General features: G+C 74.0%; 13 protein-coding genes and 1 pseudogene. 10 read left to right on the top strand and 4 right to left on the bottom strand.

All coding sequences use genetic code 11. From position 1 onward, the window contains the following. The 5 genes and pseudogenes from KIK08_RS00640 to KIK08_RS00620 all read left to right on the top strand — a co-directional run. A pseudogene (locus KIK08_RS00640) lies at nucleotides 1-384 on the top strand (hypothetical protein); the annotation flags it as partial. Nucleotides 385-443: 59 nt separating this feature from the next. Further along, a complete protein-coding gene (locus tag KIK08_RS00635; RefSeq protein ID WP_214400932.1) occupies nucleotides 444-1,907 on the top strand; it encodes a fused MFS/spermidine synthase in 1,464 nt (487 codons plus the stop codon). Between the two features lie 82 nt (nucleotides 1,908-1,989). Then, entirely contained in the window at nucleotides 1,990-2,955 is a 966-nt protein-coding gene (locus tag KIK08_RS00630) for a sugar kinase (RefSeq protein ID WP_214400931.1), read from the top strand. 106 nt (nucleotides 2,956-3,061) lie between these two features. Next, nucleotides 3,062-3,688: a bifunctional 4-hydroxy-2-oxoglutarate aldolase/2-dehydro-3-deoxy-phosphogluconate aldolase gene (gene eda / locus KIK08_RS00625; RefSeq protein ID WP_250555999.1), complete on the top strand. Its 627-nt coding sequence runs from the start codon at nucleotides 3,062-3,064 to the stop codon at nucleotides 3,686-3,688. Nucleotides 3,689-3,774: 86 nt separating this feature from the next. Next, complete coding sequence (locus KIK08_RS00620) at nucleotides 3,775-4,617, top strand: siderophore-interacting protein (RefSeq protein ID WP_214400929.1); 843 nt, start codon at nucleotides 3,775-3,777, stop codon at nucleotides 4,615-4,617. A gap of 10 nt (nucleotides 4,618-4,627) precedes the next feature. On the opposite strand, the gene KIK08_RS00615 is transcribed toward KIK08_RS00620, so the two are convergent. The 4 genes from KIK08_RS00615 to KIK08_RS00600 are packed head-to-tail and all read right to left on the bottom strand — an operon-like array spanning nucleotide 4,628 to nucleotide 8,536. After that, entirely contained in the window at nucleotides 4,628-5,608 is a 981-nt protein-coding gene (locus KIK08_RS00615) for an ABC transporter ATP-binding protein (RefSeq protein WP_214400928.1), read from the bottom strand. A 50-nt stretch (nucleotides 5,609-5,658) separates the two neighbouring features. Next, entirely contained in the window at nucleotides 5,659-6,714 is a 1,056-nt protein-coding gene (locus KIK08_RS00610) for an ABC transporter ATP-binding protein (protein ID WP_214400927.1), read from the bottom strand. Continuing rightward, a complete protein-coding gene (locus KIK08_RS00605; protein WP_214400926.1) occupies nucleotides 6,711-7,607 on the bottom strand; it encodes an ABC transporter permease in 897 nt (298 codons plus the stop codon). Before KIK08_RS00605 ends, KIK08_RS00610 begins: the two co-directional genes overlap by 4 nt. Then, nucleotides 7,604-8,536, bottom strand: a complete 933-nt coding sequence (locus KIK08_RS00600; protein ID WP_308257292.1) for an ABC transporter permease — start codon at nucleotides 8,534-8,536, stop codon at nucleotides 7,604-7,606. Before KIK08_RS00600 ends, KIK08_RS00605 begins: the two co-directional genes overlap by 4 nt. Nucleotides 8,537-9,073: 537 nt before the next feature. On the opposite strand from KIK08_RS00600, the gene KIK08_RS00595 reads away from it, so the two are divergent. The 5 genes from KIK08_RS00595 (at nucleotide 9,074) to KIK08_RS00575 (ending at nucleotide 15,949) form a co-directional block, all read left to right on the top strand. Next, nucleotides 9,074-10,654, top strand: coding sequence for an ABC transporter substrate-binding protein (locus tag KIK08_RS00595; protein ID WP_214400924.1), 1,581 nt, complete (start codon nucleotides 9,074-9,076; stop codon nucleotides 10,652-10,654). Next, complete coding sequence (locus KIK08_RS00590; RefSeq protein ID WP_214400923.1) at nucleotides 10,651-11,610, top strand: LLM class F420-dependent oxidoreductase; 960 nt, start codon at nucleotides 10,651-10,653, stop codon at nucleotides 11,608-11,610. Before KIK08_RS00595 ends, KIK08_RS00590 begins: the two co-directional genes overlap by 4 nt. A gap of 135 nt (nucleotides 11,611-11,745) precedes the next feature. After that, nucleotides 11,746-13,236, top strand: a complete 1,491-nt coding sequence (locus KIK08_RS00585; protein ID WP_214400922.1) for a flavin-containing monooxygenase — start codon at nucleotides 11,746-11,748, stop codon at nucleotides 13,234-13,236. Next, nucleotides 13,233-14,330 carry a zinc-binding dehydrogenase gene (locus tag KIK08_RS00580; RefSeq protein WP_308257291.1) on the top strand — a complete coding sequence of 366 codons (1,098 nt, stop codon included), beginning with the start codon at nucleotides 13,233-13,235 and terminating at the stop codon, nucleotides 14,328-14,330. The genes KIK08_RS00585 and KIK08_RS00580 overlap by 4 nt, the downstream gene beginning before the upstream one ends. A gap of 113 nt (nucleotides 14,331-14,443) precedes the next feature. Then, nucleotides 14,444-15,949 carry an MFS transporter gene (locus KIK08_RS00575; protein WP_214400921.1) on the top strand — a complete coding sequence of 502 codons (1,506 nt, stop codon included), beginning with the start codon at nucleotides 14,444-14,446 and terminating at the stop codon, nucleotides 15,947-15,949.

The raw sequence follows: 15,949 nt of genomic DNA, 5'->3' as shown, positions 1-15,949 counted from the left end.
GGCGGCCTGCTGGCCGCCGCCGGGCTGGCCGGGCTGCTGCACGACGCCGGCAACCTCGCGATCACGCAGCTGGCGGCGGCCGACGACCCGGCGACCGTCGCCGCGGCGCACGCCCTGCTGCTCACCGCGAAGTGGGGCGTCAACCTCGCCGGCCTGCTGTGGGCGGCGGCGCTCGCCGCCGCGGCCGTCGGGCTCGACCTGCCCCGACGGCTGCGGCTGACCGGTCGGGCCGCGGTGCTGTTCGGCCTGGCCGCCGTCGCCCTGCCGTGGACGACGGGGACCGCGGGCCTGTCGCCGACGGCCGAACAGGCCGGTTACGCCCTGCAGCTGCCGGTGCTGGTCTGGTTCGCCGCGCTGGGGGTGCGGCAGCTGCGTCGCGGCTGAGACCGGCGCCATCGCGAGGGGCCTGCGCGACGGTGGCGCGCGTACCGGACACTTACCCCGTGACACCCCTTTTCGCCCGAATTGTCGTGCTGCTGTCCGGCGCGGCGATCCTGATCGTGGAGACCCTCGCGACGCGGCTGGTCGCCCCGTACGTCGGGCTGACGCTCGAGTCCACCACGGCCGTCATCGGCGTGGCGCTGGCCGGCATCGCGGGTGGGGCGGCGCTGGGTGGGCGCTGGGCCGACGTGGTCGCGCCGACGCGGGTCGCGGCGGGCGCGCTCGCCGTCGGCGGGCTGGGCGTGCTCGCGGTGCAGCCGCTCGTGCGGGTGCTGGGCCCGGCCGTCGGGCCCGGGCCGGTCGCGGCGGTGCTGCTGGTGGCGGCGTCGACGCTGGCCCCGGTCACCGCGCTGGCGATGGTGACGCCCGCGGTCACCCGCGCCCGGCTGCACACCGTGGACGGCTCCGGCGCGGTGATCGGCCAGCTCTCCGCCGCCGGCACCCTCGGCTCGCTGGCCGGCACGTTCCTCACCGGGTTCGTGCTGGTCGCACTGCTGCCGGTGTCGGCGATCCTGCTGGTGACCGCGGGCGCCTGCCTGCTGCTGGCCCTGCTCACCGCCGCGTCGCGCGCCCACGCGGCGCGGGTGGGCACGACCGCGGCGCTGCTCGCCGTCGCGCTGGTGGCGGTGCCCGGCCGCTGCGACACCGACACCGTGCACCACTGCGCCAGGGTGGAGTCCGACGGCCCCTCCACGCGCGTGCTCGTCCTCGACGACCTGCGCCACTCCGCGGTCGACCTCGCCGACCCCCGGCACCTGCGCTTCGCCTACACCCAGCGCTTCGCCGACGCAGTGGACACCGCCTTCCCCGCCGGGCAGGCCCTGGACGCGGTGCACCTGGGCGGCGGGGGCTTCACCATGCCGCGCTGGCTCGCGGCCACCCGCGCCGGATCGCGGTCGGTCGTGCTCGAGGTCGACCGGGGTGTCGTCGAGCTGGGGCGGCGCGAGCTGGGCGTCGACGCGATCCCCGGCCTCGACGTCCGGATCGCCGACGCGCGCACGGCGCTGGCCCAGCTCCCGGCGGCGTCGGCCGACCTCGTCGTCGGCGACGCGTTCGGCGCCCGCACGGTGCCCTGGCACCTGGCCACCGCGGAGTTCGTCGGGCAGGTGCACCGCGTGCTGCGCCCCGACGGCGTCTACCTGCTCAACGTCATCGACGCCGACCCGATGGCGCTGGTGGCCGCCGAGGCCGCGACGCTGGCCACCCGGTTCGGGCACGTCGCGCTGCTGGTCCGGCCCGACCAGCTCGCGCCGGGGGGCGGGGGCAACGTCGTGCTGGTCGCCTCCGACCGCCCGCTCGACCTCGGCGCCCTCGCCGACCGCGCGGCGTCGCGCGGCGAGCCCGGCTCGGTCGTCGACGACGCCGCCGTTCGTGCCCTGGCCACCGGCGCGGACGTGCTCACCGACGACTTCGCCCCGACCGACCAGCTGCTGGGCGGCTCGCTGTGGTCGGTGTTGCGCAGTTGAGCCGGCGGGCGGCGTGGCAGGCTGGTGCGGCCCGGGGGGTGCGAGGTCGTGCCCGGGCCGGACCGGCGGACGGGGAGCCTGCGTGAGTGGAGTCGTCACCCTCGGCGAGACGATGGCGCTGCTGACCCCGCCCGGTCGGCTCGTCGCGGGATCGTCGCTGGTGGTGGGCATCGGCGGGGCGGAGTCCAACGTCGCCATCGGCCTGGCCCGCCTCGGCGCGGTGGCCACCTGGATCTCCCGGGTCGGCGACGACGACCTCGGCCGGGCCGTGGTCCGCGAGATCCGGGCCGAGGGCGTGCGGGTGGTCGCCGACGTCGACGCCGACGCGCCCACCGGGCTGATGCTCAAGGAGATGCGCGGCGGCCGGCCGCACCGGGTGCGGTACTACCGCGCGGGCAGCGCGGCCTCGCGGCTGTCCCCCGCCCACGTCGACGCCGTCGCCGGGGAGATCCGCGCCGCCCGGGTGCTGCACCTGACCGGCATCACCGCGGCGCTCGGTCCGGGGCCGCGCGCCGCCGTCCTGCACGCCGCGGCCATCGCGCGCGACGCGGGCGTGCTCGTCTCGGTCGACGTCAACCACCGCCGCACGCTGTGGACCGACGACGCGGCCCGACCGGCGCTCGCCGAGCTGGTCGCCGCCGTCGACCTGGTGTTCGCCGGCCCCGACGAGGCGGCGCTGGTGCTGGGCCGCGACCCCGGACCGGCCGACGCCGCGACGGGCGCGAGCCTGGCCGCCGGGCTGGCCGGGCTCGGGCCGGCGACCGCTGTGGTGAAGCTGGGCGAGCTGGGCGCCGTGGCGGTCGGCGGGGGCGCTCCCGTGCACGCGCCGACCCGGCCGATCGACGTCGTCGACGCCGTCGGCGCGGGCGACGCGTTCGTCGCCGGCTACCTGGCCGAGCTGGTCGAGGGCCACCCCGTCGAGCGGTGCCTGGCGACGGGCAACGCCGCGGGTGGGGCCGTGTGCGGGGTCCCCGGCGACTGGGAGGGCCTGCCCACCCGGGCCGAGCTCGCCGACGCCTCCGCCCCACCCGCCGAGGTCCTCCGCTGATTTCGACCCTGTTCCGAACGCCGTTCTCGACCCCTGACCCCCGACCCCCGATCCCGACGATCGGTCCCGTTTCCGGATGTCGTCCGCCGAACCCGAGGAGCCCCGGTTGAGCGCCTCCCTGCTGGCCCGCTGCCCCGTCGTGCCGGTCGTGGTCCTCGAGGATCCCGCCCAGGCCCTCCCGCTGGGCGAGGCCCTGCTGGCCGGCGGCATCGACGTCGTCGAGATCACCCTGCGCACGGCGGCCGGCCTGGCCGGCATCCGCGCGCTCGCGTCGCTGCCCGAACTGCTCGTCGGCGCCGGGTCCGTGCTGGTCCCCCGGCACGTCGAGGAGGTCGTCGAGGCCGGGGCCCGGTTCGTGGTCAGCCCCGGGTTCTCCGGGTCGGTCGTCGACCGCTGCGCCGAGCTGGGGGTCCCCGCGCTGCCCGGCACGTCCGGCGCGTCGGACCTGATGGCCGCGGTGGAGCGGGGGCTGACGGAGGTCAAGTTCTTCCCCGCCGGGCTGCTCGGCGGGCCGGCCGCGATCGCGGCGCTGTCGGCGCCGTTCCCCGCCATGGCGTTCCTGCCGTCGGGCGGCGTCAAGGCGGAGAACATGGCCGACTACCTCGCGCTGCCCGCCGTCCCGGCGGTGAGCGGCACCTGGATGGTCGAGCCCGCGCTGCTCGCCGACGGCCGGTGGTCCGAGGTCACGTCGCGCGCGGCCGACGCGGTGGCACGGGCGACCGCCACGTCCTGAACTCCGGCCCGGACGGCTCGACGTGGCTGCGCGCGACCTGACGTTCGTCACCTTGCGTCTGGAATAGGTAAGCCTAAGCTGAGGCGATGAGCTCGCGACCCGCCGCGATGGCGGCCCGTGTCCTGCGCACCGCACCGGTCTCCCCGCACATGACCCGGATCACCCTCGGCGGCCCGGAGCTGGCCCGGTTCGTCGGCATCGGCCATGACCAGGTCGTGCGCATGTTCTTCCCGCAGCCCGGGCAACGCGAGCCGGTGATCCCCGACAGCGGCGACTGGTGGGAGACCTACCAGGCGATCCCCGAGGACCGCCGGCCCGCGCTGCGCAACTACACGGTGCGCCGCTTCGACGCCGACGCCCTGGAGCTCGACGTCGACTTCGTGCTGCACGGCGACGAGGGCCCCGCCTCGGCATGGGCCCTGCGCGCGGCGCCCGGCGACGTGGTCGGCGTCTGCCACGACCGGACCAGCGCCAAGTGGCCGGAGGAGACCGACTGGCTGCTGCTCGTCGCCGACGAGACCGGCCTACCCGCGCTCTCGGTCATCCTCGAAGAGCTGCCGCCGGGCCTGCGGACCCTGGCCTACGTCGAGGTCGGCGGCCCCGAGGACCGGATCGACCTGGCCACCGGCCCCGACGTCGACGTGGTCTGGCTGCACCGCGACGGCGTCACCGCCGGGCGCAGCGACGTCGTGGTGCGCACCCTGCGCGACGCGGCGCTGCCCGAGGGCGAGGTGTTCGCGTGGGTGGCCGGCGAATCCGGGATGGTCAAGGACGTTCGCCGGCACCTGGTGCGCGAGCGCGGCGTCCACAAGCGCCGCGTCGAGTTCTGCGGGTACTGGCTGCACAAGGTCCACGACAACGAGCGCTTCATCGGTGAGATGCAGCGGCTCTACGCCGAGGTCCAGGAGGCCGCGCAGGCCGCCGGCTAGTGCGCGGCGGTCAGCCCCGCAGGTGGCAGCGCACGCTTCCCCCGCCTTCGACCGGGGTCTCCGCCGGCACCTCGACCCGGCAGACGTCCATGGCGTACGGGCAGCGGGTGTGGAACGAGCAGCCCGGCGGCGGGTTCGTCGCGTCGGGCATCTCGCCGGTGAGCACGATCCGCTCCCGCTCGCGCTGGCGGCGCGGACTGGGCAGCGGCACCGCGGAGAGCAGCGCCTCCGTGTAGGGGTGCGCGGGCTGGTCGAAGAGCCGGTCGATGGGTCCGGTCTCGACGATCTCGCCCAGGTACATCACCGCCACCCGCTGGGCGATGTGCCGGACCACCGCCAGGTCGTGGGCGATGAACAGGTAGGAGATCCCGAACTCGGCCTGGATGTCCTCGAGCAGGTTGAGGATCTGGTTCTGGGTGGAGACGTCCAGCGCGCTCACGGCCTCGTCGCACACCACCAGGCGCGGGTTGACCGCGACGGCGCGGGCGATCGCGATGCGCTGGCGCTGCCCGCCGGAGAACTCGTAGGGGTAGCGGTTGAGGTGGCGCCGCGACAGGCCGACGTGCTCCATCAGCTCGGCCAACCGGGCGGTGCGCTGCTCCCGGGTCAGGTCGAGGTGGGTGTCCAGCGGCTCGGCGATGCTCTCCGCGACCACCATCGCCGGGTCCAGCGACGAGTAGGGGTCCTGGAAGACCATCTGCATCTTGCGCCGCACGCCGCGCAGCGCCTCGCCGCGCAGGGCGGTGATGTCCTGGCCGTCGAGCCGGATGCGCCCGCCGGTCGGCTCGATCAGCCGCAGCAGGGCCCGGCCGGTGGTGGACTTGCCCGAGCCGGACTCCCCCACCAGGCCGACGGTCTCGCGCTCGCCGATGCTCAGGTCGACCCCGCGCACCGCGCGCAGCGGCACCGTGCCGCCCAGCGGTCCGCGCCGCAGCCGGAACTCGACGTCGAGGCCCTCGACCTCGGCGACCGGGACCGGTGGGTCCGCCACCGCGGCACCGGGCTTGCGCAACGGGACCGCGGGGCGGTCGGCCGGCGGTGTCACTCGGTCCCCTCCAGGGTCAGCTCGTGCACCCGCAGGCAGCGGCTGGTCCGCCCGCCGTCCAGCTCGCGGATCGCGACCCGGCCCCCGGCACCGTCGTCGCCCGCCCGGCAGGTGTCGAGGGCGTGCGCGCAGCGCGGGTGGAACCGGCAGCCGGGGGGCATCGAGCCCGGGGCCGGCGTGCGGCCGGGGATGGTGGCCAACCGGCCCGACCGGCCGGTCAGCTGCGGCATGGCCGTCATCAGCGCCGCGGTGTAGGGGTGGCGCGGGCGGTGGTAGAGGTCGTCGACCTCGGCCTGCTCCACGACCTGCCCGGCGTACATGACGACCGCCCGGTCGCAGATGTCGGCGACCACCCCCAGGTCGTGGGTGACGAAGACGACCGCGGTGCCGTGCTCCTCGCTCATCCGCCGCATCAGGTCGAGCACCTGGGCCTGGATGGTGACGTCGAGCGCGGTGGTCGGCTCGTCGGCGATGATCACCTTGGGCTGGCAGGCCATCGCCATCGCGATCATCACGCGCTGCCGCATGCCGCCGGAGAACTCGTGCGGGAAGCTGCGGGCGCGCTGGGCGGCGTTCGGGATGCCCACCTCGCTCAGCACCTCGACCGCGCGCGCCATCGCCGACCGCCACGACCCGCCGCGGTGCCGGCGCACCACCTCGGCGATCTGGTCGCCCACCTTGAACGCGGGGTTCAGGCTGGTCATCGGCTCCTGGAAGATCATCGAGATGTCGTCGCCGCGGATCGCCTCCAGCTTGCGCCGCGGCATCCCGACCAGCTCCACGCCGTCCAGGCGCACGCTGCCGCGGGGGATCCGCGACGAGTGCGGGGGCAGCAGGCCCAGCGCGGCCAGGCTGGTCACCGTCTTGCCCGAGCCGGATTCACCGACGATGCCGACGGTCTCGCCGCGCCCGACGGCGAACGACACCCCGTCGAGCACGCCCAGCCAGCCGCTGTCGGTGGCGAACTCCACCTCCAGGTCCTCGACGACCAGCACCGGGTCGGTCTTTCCCGCGGCCGCGCCGCCGGCGGCCGGGTGCGTCGCCGCGGTCATGCCGCCCTCCGTTCCTCGCGGCCCAGCGAGTCGCGAAGGCCGTCGCCGAGCACGTTGAAGGCGAGCACGGTCAGCGCGATGAGCAGGCCGGGGAAGACGGTCAGCCAGGGCGCGGCCGCGGTGTAGCGGAAGCCGCGCTCGATCATCGACCCCCAGCTGGCGTCGGGCGGCTGCACGCCAAGGCCGAGGAACGACAGGCTGGCCTCGGCCAGCATCGCCATCGCCGCGGCCAGCGAGATCTGCACGATCAGCGGGGAGAGCACGTTGGGCACGACGTGGCGGCGGATCACCCGGTGGGTCGGGGTGCCGATCGAGCGCGACGCCTCGATGAAGGTCTCCTGGCGCACGGACAGCACGCTGCCGCGCACGAGCCGGACGAACCGCGGCGCGAAGATCACCCCGATCACGAACATGGCGTTGGTCAGGCTCGGGCCGAGCACGCCGACGAACGCGATGGCCAGGATCAGCGGCGGGAAGCACATCACGCCGTCGGTGATCCGCATGATCACCGAGTCGACCCGGCGACCGGCGTACCCGGCGACCAGGCCGGGGACCACGCCGAGCGCGATCGCGACCGCCACCGCCTGGGCGGCGGCCACCAGCGAGATCCGCCCGGCGTACAGGGCGCGCGTGTAGACGTCGCGGCCGAGGTCGTCGCTGCCCAGCAGGTGCCCGTCCTGGCCGGGGGCCCGCAGCACCGCGCCGAGGTCCTGCTCCAGCGGGGGGTGCGTGGCCAGCAGCGGCGCGATGATCGAGGCCAGGACCACCAGCGCCAACCAGCCCAGCGCCAGCAGCGCCGGCACCTGCCGGCGGAACCGGCGCCAGAACCGGGCCTTGGCGCTGAGCTCGGGGGTCTCGAGCGCCTCGCGCTCGTCCAGCGTCGCCGCGCTCATCCCTGCTGCCTCACCTTCGGGTTCAGGTAGCCGTAGCTGAGGTCGACGGCGAGGTTGATCAGCATCACGACCAGCGCGGTGACCACGACGATCCCCTGGATCATCGGGATGTCGCGCTGCAGCACGGCGCGGATGGCCAGGTCACCGAGCCCGGGCAGGCCGAACACCCGTTCCACGATGACCGAGCCGCCCAGCAGGAAGCCGACCTGGAAGCCGATGACGGTCACCACCGGCACCGCGGCGTTCTTCAGACCGTGCTTGGCGATGATCACCCCGCCGCGCAGGCCGTTGGCCCGGGCGGTGCGGATGTAGTCCTGCTGCATGACGTCGTGGAGCGAGCCGCGCAACTGGCGGGTGATCTCGGCGGCGACCGTGGTGCCCAGGGTGATGCCCGGCAGCACCAGACCCCACGCCCACGCCCCGACGCCGTCGGTGATCGGCGTGTAGCCGACCGCCGGGAAGATCGGGAACATCAGGGCCAGCACGATGATCAGCAGGATGCCCACCCAGAAGTTGGGCATCGAGATGCCGATCGAGGCCAGCAGCGTGGCCAGCCGGTCGGGCCAGCGGCCGCGGTGGACCGCGGCGATGATGCCGGCGGGCACCGCGATCAGCAGCGCCACGGTCATCGCGGCCGCGGCGACCGAGATGGTGACCGGGAACCGGCCCAGTATCGCCCCGGTCACCGACTCGTTGCTGAACAGCGAGGTGCCCAGGTCGCCGGTGAGCGCCGAGCCCGCCCACCCCAGGTACTGCACGATGACGGGGTCGTTGAAGCCCAGCCGCTCGCGGGTGGCCTCGATCTCGGCCACGGTGGCGTTCTCGCCGGCGATGGTGATCGCCGGGTCCCCCGGGATGAGCAGCACCAGCGCGAATACGCCGAGCGAGACCAGGAAGAGCAGCGGGACCATCATCAGGACCCGTTTCACGGTGTATTGCAGCACGATTCCAGGCACTCTCCCCCGCACATCGGATCAGCGAGGGCGACGCGTCCGCGCGCCACCTCGCTGTGGCTGGTGATGGGGCACCACCGGAACTTGCAGGAAACTCATTCCAGGAAGCCGGGGACTGACTGATCGGCCGTTAAGGTAAACCGAGGCCACCCCGATGGTCAACGCACGGTCACCCGCCTGCCCGGATCGGGTCACTCGGGCGCAGCTGCGCCGCAGGTCAGGGCGTCCTCTGGACGGCCGCCTACCTCTCGGTAACCACCGGCCTCCATGCCCGGACGCCCGCGGACCACCCGTCCGCCGCGCCGCGACGGCTCCCGCCGCCTCCGAATTCGGTCTACTCAATCGCACGACGACCGGGTACCGTGATCGCGTCCGGCGCCTCGCCGCGGCCATCTCCAGAACGACGCCATCCGCAGGACGACGCGCACCTCCAGAACGACGCGCCACACCCCCAGAACAGTGCCTGCATTCGCCTCGCCCGCACCGCCGCGGAACCGGAGGGTGAACCGGAACATGAAGCTGCGAACACTCGTGCCCGCCCTGGCCGCCGCCATGGCGGCGTTGCTGCCGGTGGCGGCCTGCGCGCCCATCCAGCCCGCCGGAGGCGGCGGACCGGAACCCGCCGAGCAGGCGCCGGTCGCGCCGGAGGACATCGACCCGGAGGCGACCATCCGGTTCGCCGACGCGGTCGGTCCCAGCCGGTTCGACCCGCACCGCTCGACCATCGGCCAGGACATCCGGTTCTTCGCGCCGGTCTACGACCGGCTGGTGCACCTGTCCCCCGAGGGCGAGCCGATCCCCGGACTGGCCACCGAGTGGACCTGGGAGGACGACGGGCTCACCCTGAAGATGGTGCTGCGCCAGGGCGTGACCTTCCACGACGGCGCCCCCTTCGACGCCGAGGCGGTGCGGGCGAACATCGAGCGGGCCAAGACCGTCGAGGGCTCCTCGGTCGCCTCCGACCTCGCCATGATCAGCACCGTCGAGGTGGTCGACCCGTTCACCGTGCGGCTGCGGCTCAGCGAGCGCAACAGCATGCTGCCGGGCCTGCTCTCGCACCGGGCCGGGGCGATGGTCAGCCCCACCGCCTTCGACAACCCCGACCTCGACCTCGCGCCGGTCGGCACGGGCATGTACAAGGTGCGCGAGTACCGGCCCAACGACACCATCTTCTACGAGCGCAACCCCGACTACTGGGACACCGAGGTCGTCGGGGTCAAGGAGCTGCAGCTGCGGATCCTGCCCGACGAGGTCACCCGGATGAACGCGCTGCGCACCGGCGAGGTCGACATGGCCCTGCTGACCGGCCGGCTGGCCGCCGAGGCCGAGGGCCTGCCCGGCACGGTGGTGCACCGCGACCCGACGCTGACCTACCTGGTGCTCTACCTCAACCGCGCGCGCTCGGAGTTCGGCAACCCGCTGGTGCGCCAGGCGCTGAACCACGCCATCGACCGCAAGGCCATCGTCGACGGCATCTACTTCGGCGCGGGCACCCCGACCGTGCAGCCGTTCCCGGAGGGCTACTACGCCCACAACCCGGCCTACCCGGGCGACTACTACCCCTACGACCCGCAGAAGGCCCGCGACCTGCTGGCCCAGGCCGGGCTGGCCGGGGGCTTCTCGTTCGAGATGCTGGTGACCTCGCTGGGCACCTACATCCAGGCCGGCGAAGCCGTGCAGAACATGCTGGCCGAGGTCGGCATCACCGCGAACATCCGCTCGGTGGAGGCCGCCCAGACCGCCGACGTCTACTACCGCCAGCAGCAGGGCGACGCGCTGGTCTCGCAGTGGGGCGGGCGCCCGGACCCGTCGATGACCATCGACCTGCAGTTCACCGGCGACGGGTTCTCCAACCCCGGCCGGCACACCACGCCGCGGCTGGAGGAGCTGCAGCGCCAGGCACTGGACACCCTCGACCCGGACGAGCGCACGGCGACGATCCACGAGGAGGTCGGTGAGCTCGTGGAGCAGGCGTTCCAGGTGCCGATCGCCTCCGACCAGTCGGTGATCGCGACCAAGGACACCGTCGTCGGCTTCGAGACGCTGGTGACCGGTCAGATCAACTTCCGGACGCTGGGGGTGCGCAAGTCGTGACCGAGCGCTGGGGGATCACCCTCCCGCTGGCCGGCCTCCCGCTGCGCGAGCAGCGGGAGGTCGTGGCGGGGCTGCCCGACCTCGGCTACACCGACGCCTGGACCGGCGAGGCCGGCGGGACCGACGGGTTCACCCCGCTGGTGCTGGCCTCGCAGTGGGCGCCTGCGCTGCGGCTGGGTACGGCGATCATCCCGGCCTTCACCCGCGGTCCGGCCACCGTGGCCATGTCGGCGGCCACGCTGGCCGGGCTCGCGCCGGGCCGCTTCGCCCTGGGCATCGGCACGTCCTCGGACGTGATCGTGCGGAACTGGAACGGCATCCCGTTCGACGAGCCCTACGCCCGCACGCGCGACCTGCTGCGCTTCCTGCGCCCGGCCCTGGCCGGCGAGAAGGTCGAACGCGAGTACCCGTCCTTCACCATCCGCGGCTTCCGCCTCCCGGAGGCCCCCGACCCGACTCCCCCGGTCCTGGTGGCCGCGCTGCGCCCGGGGATGCTGCGCCTGGCCGGGCGGGAGGGCGACGGCGCGATCCTGAACTGGCTCGCCGCAACCGACGTCGCCACCGTCGCCCCGCACGTGCGCGGCCAGGGCAAGCCCGACGCCGAGCTGGTGGCCCGGATCTTCGTGCTGCCCGACGTGCCCGCCGACGAGGCCCGCGCGCTGGGCCGTCGCGCCATCGCCGCCTACCTCAACGTCCCGGTCTACCGCGCCTTCCACGAGTGGCTCGGGCGCACCGAGCTGGCCGGGATGTGGAAGCTGTGGGCCGACGGCGACCGCCGCGGCGCCCTCGCCGCCATCCCCGACGAGGTGGTCGACGCGCTGATCCTGCACGGTCCCGCGGAGTCGGTGCGCGAGCAGGTGCGGGCCTACGTCGAGGCCGGCATCACCACCCCCGTGCTCGCGCCGCTGGGCGGCGGCGACCCGGTCGCGACGGTGCGGGCGCTCGCCCCCCGGTAGCCCACGGACCGTTCGACCAGGTTGATCGGCGTATCAACCTAGAATATTCTTCTAGAAGTCCTCTCTGAAGTCGGGTGCCGGGGTGGGGCACCCGCGCCGGCCGGGCACCCGCGCCGGGCAAGGAGGCCCTCGACCTTGGCGACACCACACCCTCCGGTCGCAACCCCCACCGCGCACGTGGACGTGCTCGTCGTCGGGGCCGGGATCTCCGGCATCGGCGCCGCGTACCACCTGCGCCAGCACTTCCCCGAACGCAGCTTCACCGTGCTCGACGCACTCGACGGCGCGGGCGGCACCTGGTGGACCCACCGCTACCCCGGGGCCCGGTCCGACAGCGACCTGTTCACCTTCGGCTACTCGTTCAAGCCGTGGCGGGGGCCGTCGATCGCCACCGCCCAGGAGATCCGCTCCTACCTGGAGGAGGTCGTCGAGGAGAACGGGCTGGGCGAGCACATCCGGCACGGCCACCGGGTCACGGCCGCCTCGTGGTCCTCCGAGGACGCGCGCTGGACGGTCGACGCCGTGCGTACCAGCACCGGCGAGCCGGTGCGGTTCACCACCGACTTCCTGTGGATGTGCCAGGGCTACTACCGCCACGACGCCGGCTACGTGCCGCGGTGGCCGGGCCTGGAGCGCTTCGCCGGGCCGGTCGTGCACCCGCAGCGCTGGCCGGAGGACCTCGACTGCACCGGCAAGCGGGTCGTCGTCATCGGCTCCGGCGCGACGGCGGCCACGCTGATCCCGGCGCTGGCCGAGACGGCCGAGCACGTGACGATGCTGCAGCGCACGCCCACGTTCTTCATCGCCCGGCCGCGCACCCACGAGCTGGCCACGACGCTGCGCGAGCTCGACGTGCCCGAGGAGTGGACCCACGAGATCGTCCGGCGCGCCTACTTCAAGCAGGGTGAGGAAGTCACCCGGATGTCGTTCGAGGAGCCGGAGAAGCTGCGCGCGTTCCTGCTGGAGGAGATGCGCAAGCTGCTGCCGGAGGGCTTCGACGTCGAGCGCCACTTCAACCCGGCCTACCGGCCGTGGCAGCAGCGGATCGCGGTGGTGCCCGAGGGCGACCTGTTCACCGCGATCCGTGACGGGCGGGCCTCGGTGGTCACCGACACGATCGAGGAGTTCACCGATGACGGCATCCGCACGAGCTCCGGGCACTTCCTTGCGGCCGACGTCGTGGTCACCGCGACCGGCTTCGACCTGTCGCTGTTCGGCGAGATCGCCTTCGCCGTGGACGGCGAGCCGGTCGACTTCACCGAGCGGGTCACCTACCGCGGGTTCATGGTCAGCGGGGTGCCGAACATGGCCTACGTGTTCGGCTACTTCCGCTCCAGCTGGACCCTGCGCGCCGACCTGGTCAGCGAGGTGGTCTGCCGGCTGATGGTGCGGATGAAGGAGCGCGGCGCGCGCAGCGTCGTCCCGACGCTGCGGCCCGAGGACGCCGACATGGCGCTGCTGCCCTGGGCCGACCCGGAGAACTTCAACGCCGGCTACGTCCTGCGCTCGCAGCACCGGATGTTCCGCCAGGGCGACCGGGAGCCGTGGACGCACATGCGAGAGTTCCACGAGGAGCGCACCACGCTCCCGGTGGCCGACCTCGACGACGGCCTGGTCTACCGGTGAGCACCACCGTGCGCGGCGCGGTGCTGACCGGGATCGGCGAGCCGCTGGTGGTCCGCGACGACCTGCGGCTGCGCGCGCCGGGCCCGGGCGAGGTCCGGGTGGCGTTGCGGGCCAGCGGGGTGTGCCATTCGGACCTGTCGATCCAGAACGGGACGCTGGCCGGCGTCGTGCCGGCCGTGCTCGGCCACGAGGGCGCGGGCGTGGTGGTGGAGGTCGGCCCCGGCGTGCGCGGCGCGGCCGAGGGCGACCACGTGATCCTGGTGTGGATCCCGCCGTGCGGGCGCTGCCGGTTCTGCCTGGGCGCCCAGCCGCAGCTGTGCACCGCCGGGCGGCTGGCCAGGGCGGAGCGCGAGCCGGCACTGTCGACCGCCGACGGCCCGGTGGCCTCGGCGCTGGGCGTGGGCACGTTCGCGGAGCAGACCGTGGTGCCGGTGGAGTCGGTGGTGCCGATCGACCGGGCCGTGCCGTTCGACGTGGCCGCGCTCGTCGGCTGCGGGGTCATGACCGGGGTCGGCGCGGTCATCAACACGGCGCGGGTCGTGCCGGGTTCGTCGGTGGTCGTGGTGGGCTGCGGCGGGGTCGGCGTCAACGTCGTGCAGGGCGCCCGGCTGGCCGGGGCCGCGACGGTGCTGGCCGTCGACCGCGCGCCCGGGAAGCTGGAGATCGCCCGGCGGTTCGGGGCGACGCACGCGGTCGCGCCCGACGGGCTGCGCGCCGCCACCGACGACCTGACCGGCGGCGACGGCTTCGACTACGCGTTCGAGGTCGTCGGGCGCTCGGAGACCGTGCGCGCGGCGTGGGACGCCACCCGCCGGGGCGGGACGACGGTGGTGGTCGGCGCGGGCAGCCGCACCGACATGGTCTCGTTCAGCGTGGGCGAGCTGTTCTCCGCCGAGCGCAGGCTGCTCGGCTGCCTGTACGGCTCGGCGGACGTCCGCACCGACTTCCACCGGGTGCTGGCGCTGTGGCGGGCCGGGCGGCTCGACCTGACCGGTCTGGTCTCCCGGCGGATCACCCTCGACGGCATCGACGGGGCGTTCGCCGCGATGGACGGCGGCGACGTCGTGCGCAGCGTCATCGACTTCCGCGGGTGATCCACGTCTGACCAGCGGTGAGGAAGGCCACTCCCCGACCCCCGGATCAACACTTAGCATCGAACAAGTTTTTCGACCGTCGACGCCCGGCCCCCGGGCGGCTGGAGGCTGTGGTGGCGCCCGACCCGACCGATCGGGACCGGACGCGCTACGCGTGGCGGGTGCTGTCGGTGGTCAGCATGGCCAGCATCGCCTTCGCGCTGGGCACCAGCTCGCTCAACGTCGCCCTGCCCGACGTCGTGCGGGCCTTCGACGCGAGCGCGGCGGCCGCGAGCTGGATGCTGCTGTCGTTCATGCTGGCCAACACCGTGCTGATGGTGGTCTTCGGGCGGCTGGCCGACATGTTCGGCAGGCGCTCGATGTACCTGTGGGGCCTGGCCACCTACACCGCCGCCAGCCTGGCGCTGGGCTTCGCGCCCGACGAGTGGTGGATCGTCGGGCTGCGGGTCGTGCAGGCGGCCGGTGGGGCGATGCTGCTGGCCAACAGCGCCGCGCTGTTGACCGACGCCTTCCCGCGCCACCTGCTCGGGCGCGGCATGGGCGTCTACATCGCCTCGTTCTCGGTGGCCCAGGTGGTCGGGCCGACGCTGGGCGGGTTCCTGTCGCACCGGTTCGGCTGGCAGTGGGTGTTCTGGTTCAGCGTGCCGCTGGGGCTGGTCTGCCTGGTGTGGGGGATCGTCGCCCTGCGCCGGGCGCCCCCCACCACCGGGGAGCGGGGCCTGGACCTGCCGGGCAACCTGCTGGTGCTGGTGTCGCTGGGCGGGCTGCTCATCGGGCTGTCGCAGGTGTCCGACCACGGTTGGACCGCCCCCGTCGTGCTGATCGGGATCGCCCTGTTCGTGGTGCTGCTGCCGGTGTTCGTGGTGGTGGAGCGGCGCAGCGCGAACCCGGTCGTGGACATGGGACTGTTCACCGACCGCGTCTTCAGCCTCGGGCTGACCGCGTCGTTCCTCAGCACGTCGTCGCGGATGGCCGTCGTCCTGCTGGTCGCGCTGTTCTACCAGGCAGCGCACGGCGAGGACCCGATCACCGCCGGGCTGCGGGTGCTGCCGATGTCGGCGGCCATGATGGTCTTCTCCGCGAGCTCGGGGCTGCTGCACCGCTGGCTCGACGCGCGCCGCGTCGCCGTGCTGGGCAACGCGGTCAGCACCGCGGGCCTGCTGCTGCTGACCGCGAGCATCTCGGCGACGGGCGGCTACGCGACGGTCTGCGTCGCGCTGGTCCTGCTGGGCGTCGGCTCGGGGCTGTTCGTGCCGGCCAACACCACCGCCCTGCTCGACGAGCTGCCGGCCAACCGGGTGGGCATCGTCAACGCCATGCGGCTGATGGTGATCAACACCGCGATCGTGGTGACCACGGCGCTGGCGCTGACCTCGGTGACCGCCGCGCTGCCCGCGGCGCTGCGCCCCGCCGTGTTCGCCGGCACGCTCGCCGACGTGGCGCCCGCCGCGGTCGAGCAGCTGGTGCTGGGCTACCGGGTCACCCTCGCCGGCATGGCGGTCGTCTCGGCGCTGTCGATCCTGGCGGTGCTCGGCGCCCGGCGCTCCGCACGGACCGGCCGCAACGCCCCGGTGGCGGTGGGCGCGCCGGAGCCGGTCGCGAGCTCCACCGGCCGCTGA

Origin of the sequence: Pseudonocardia lacus, from assembly GCF_018531445.1 — a bacterium.
Classification (GTDB): Bacteria; Actinomycetota; Actinomycetes; order Mycobacteriales; family Pseudonocardiaceae; genus Pseudonocardia; species Pseudonocardia lacus.
Note: the sequence above shows the minus strand (reverse complement) of the source record. Positions and strands in the feature narration are given on the sequence as shown.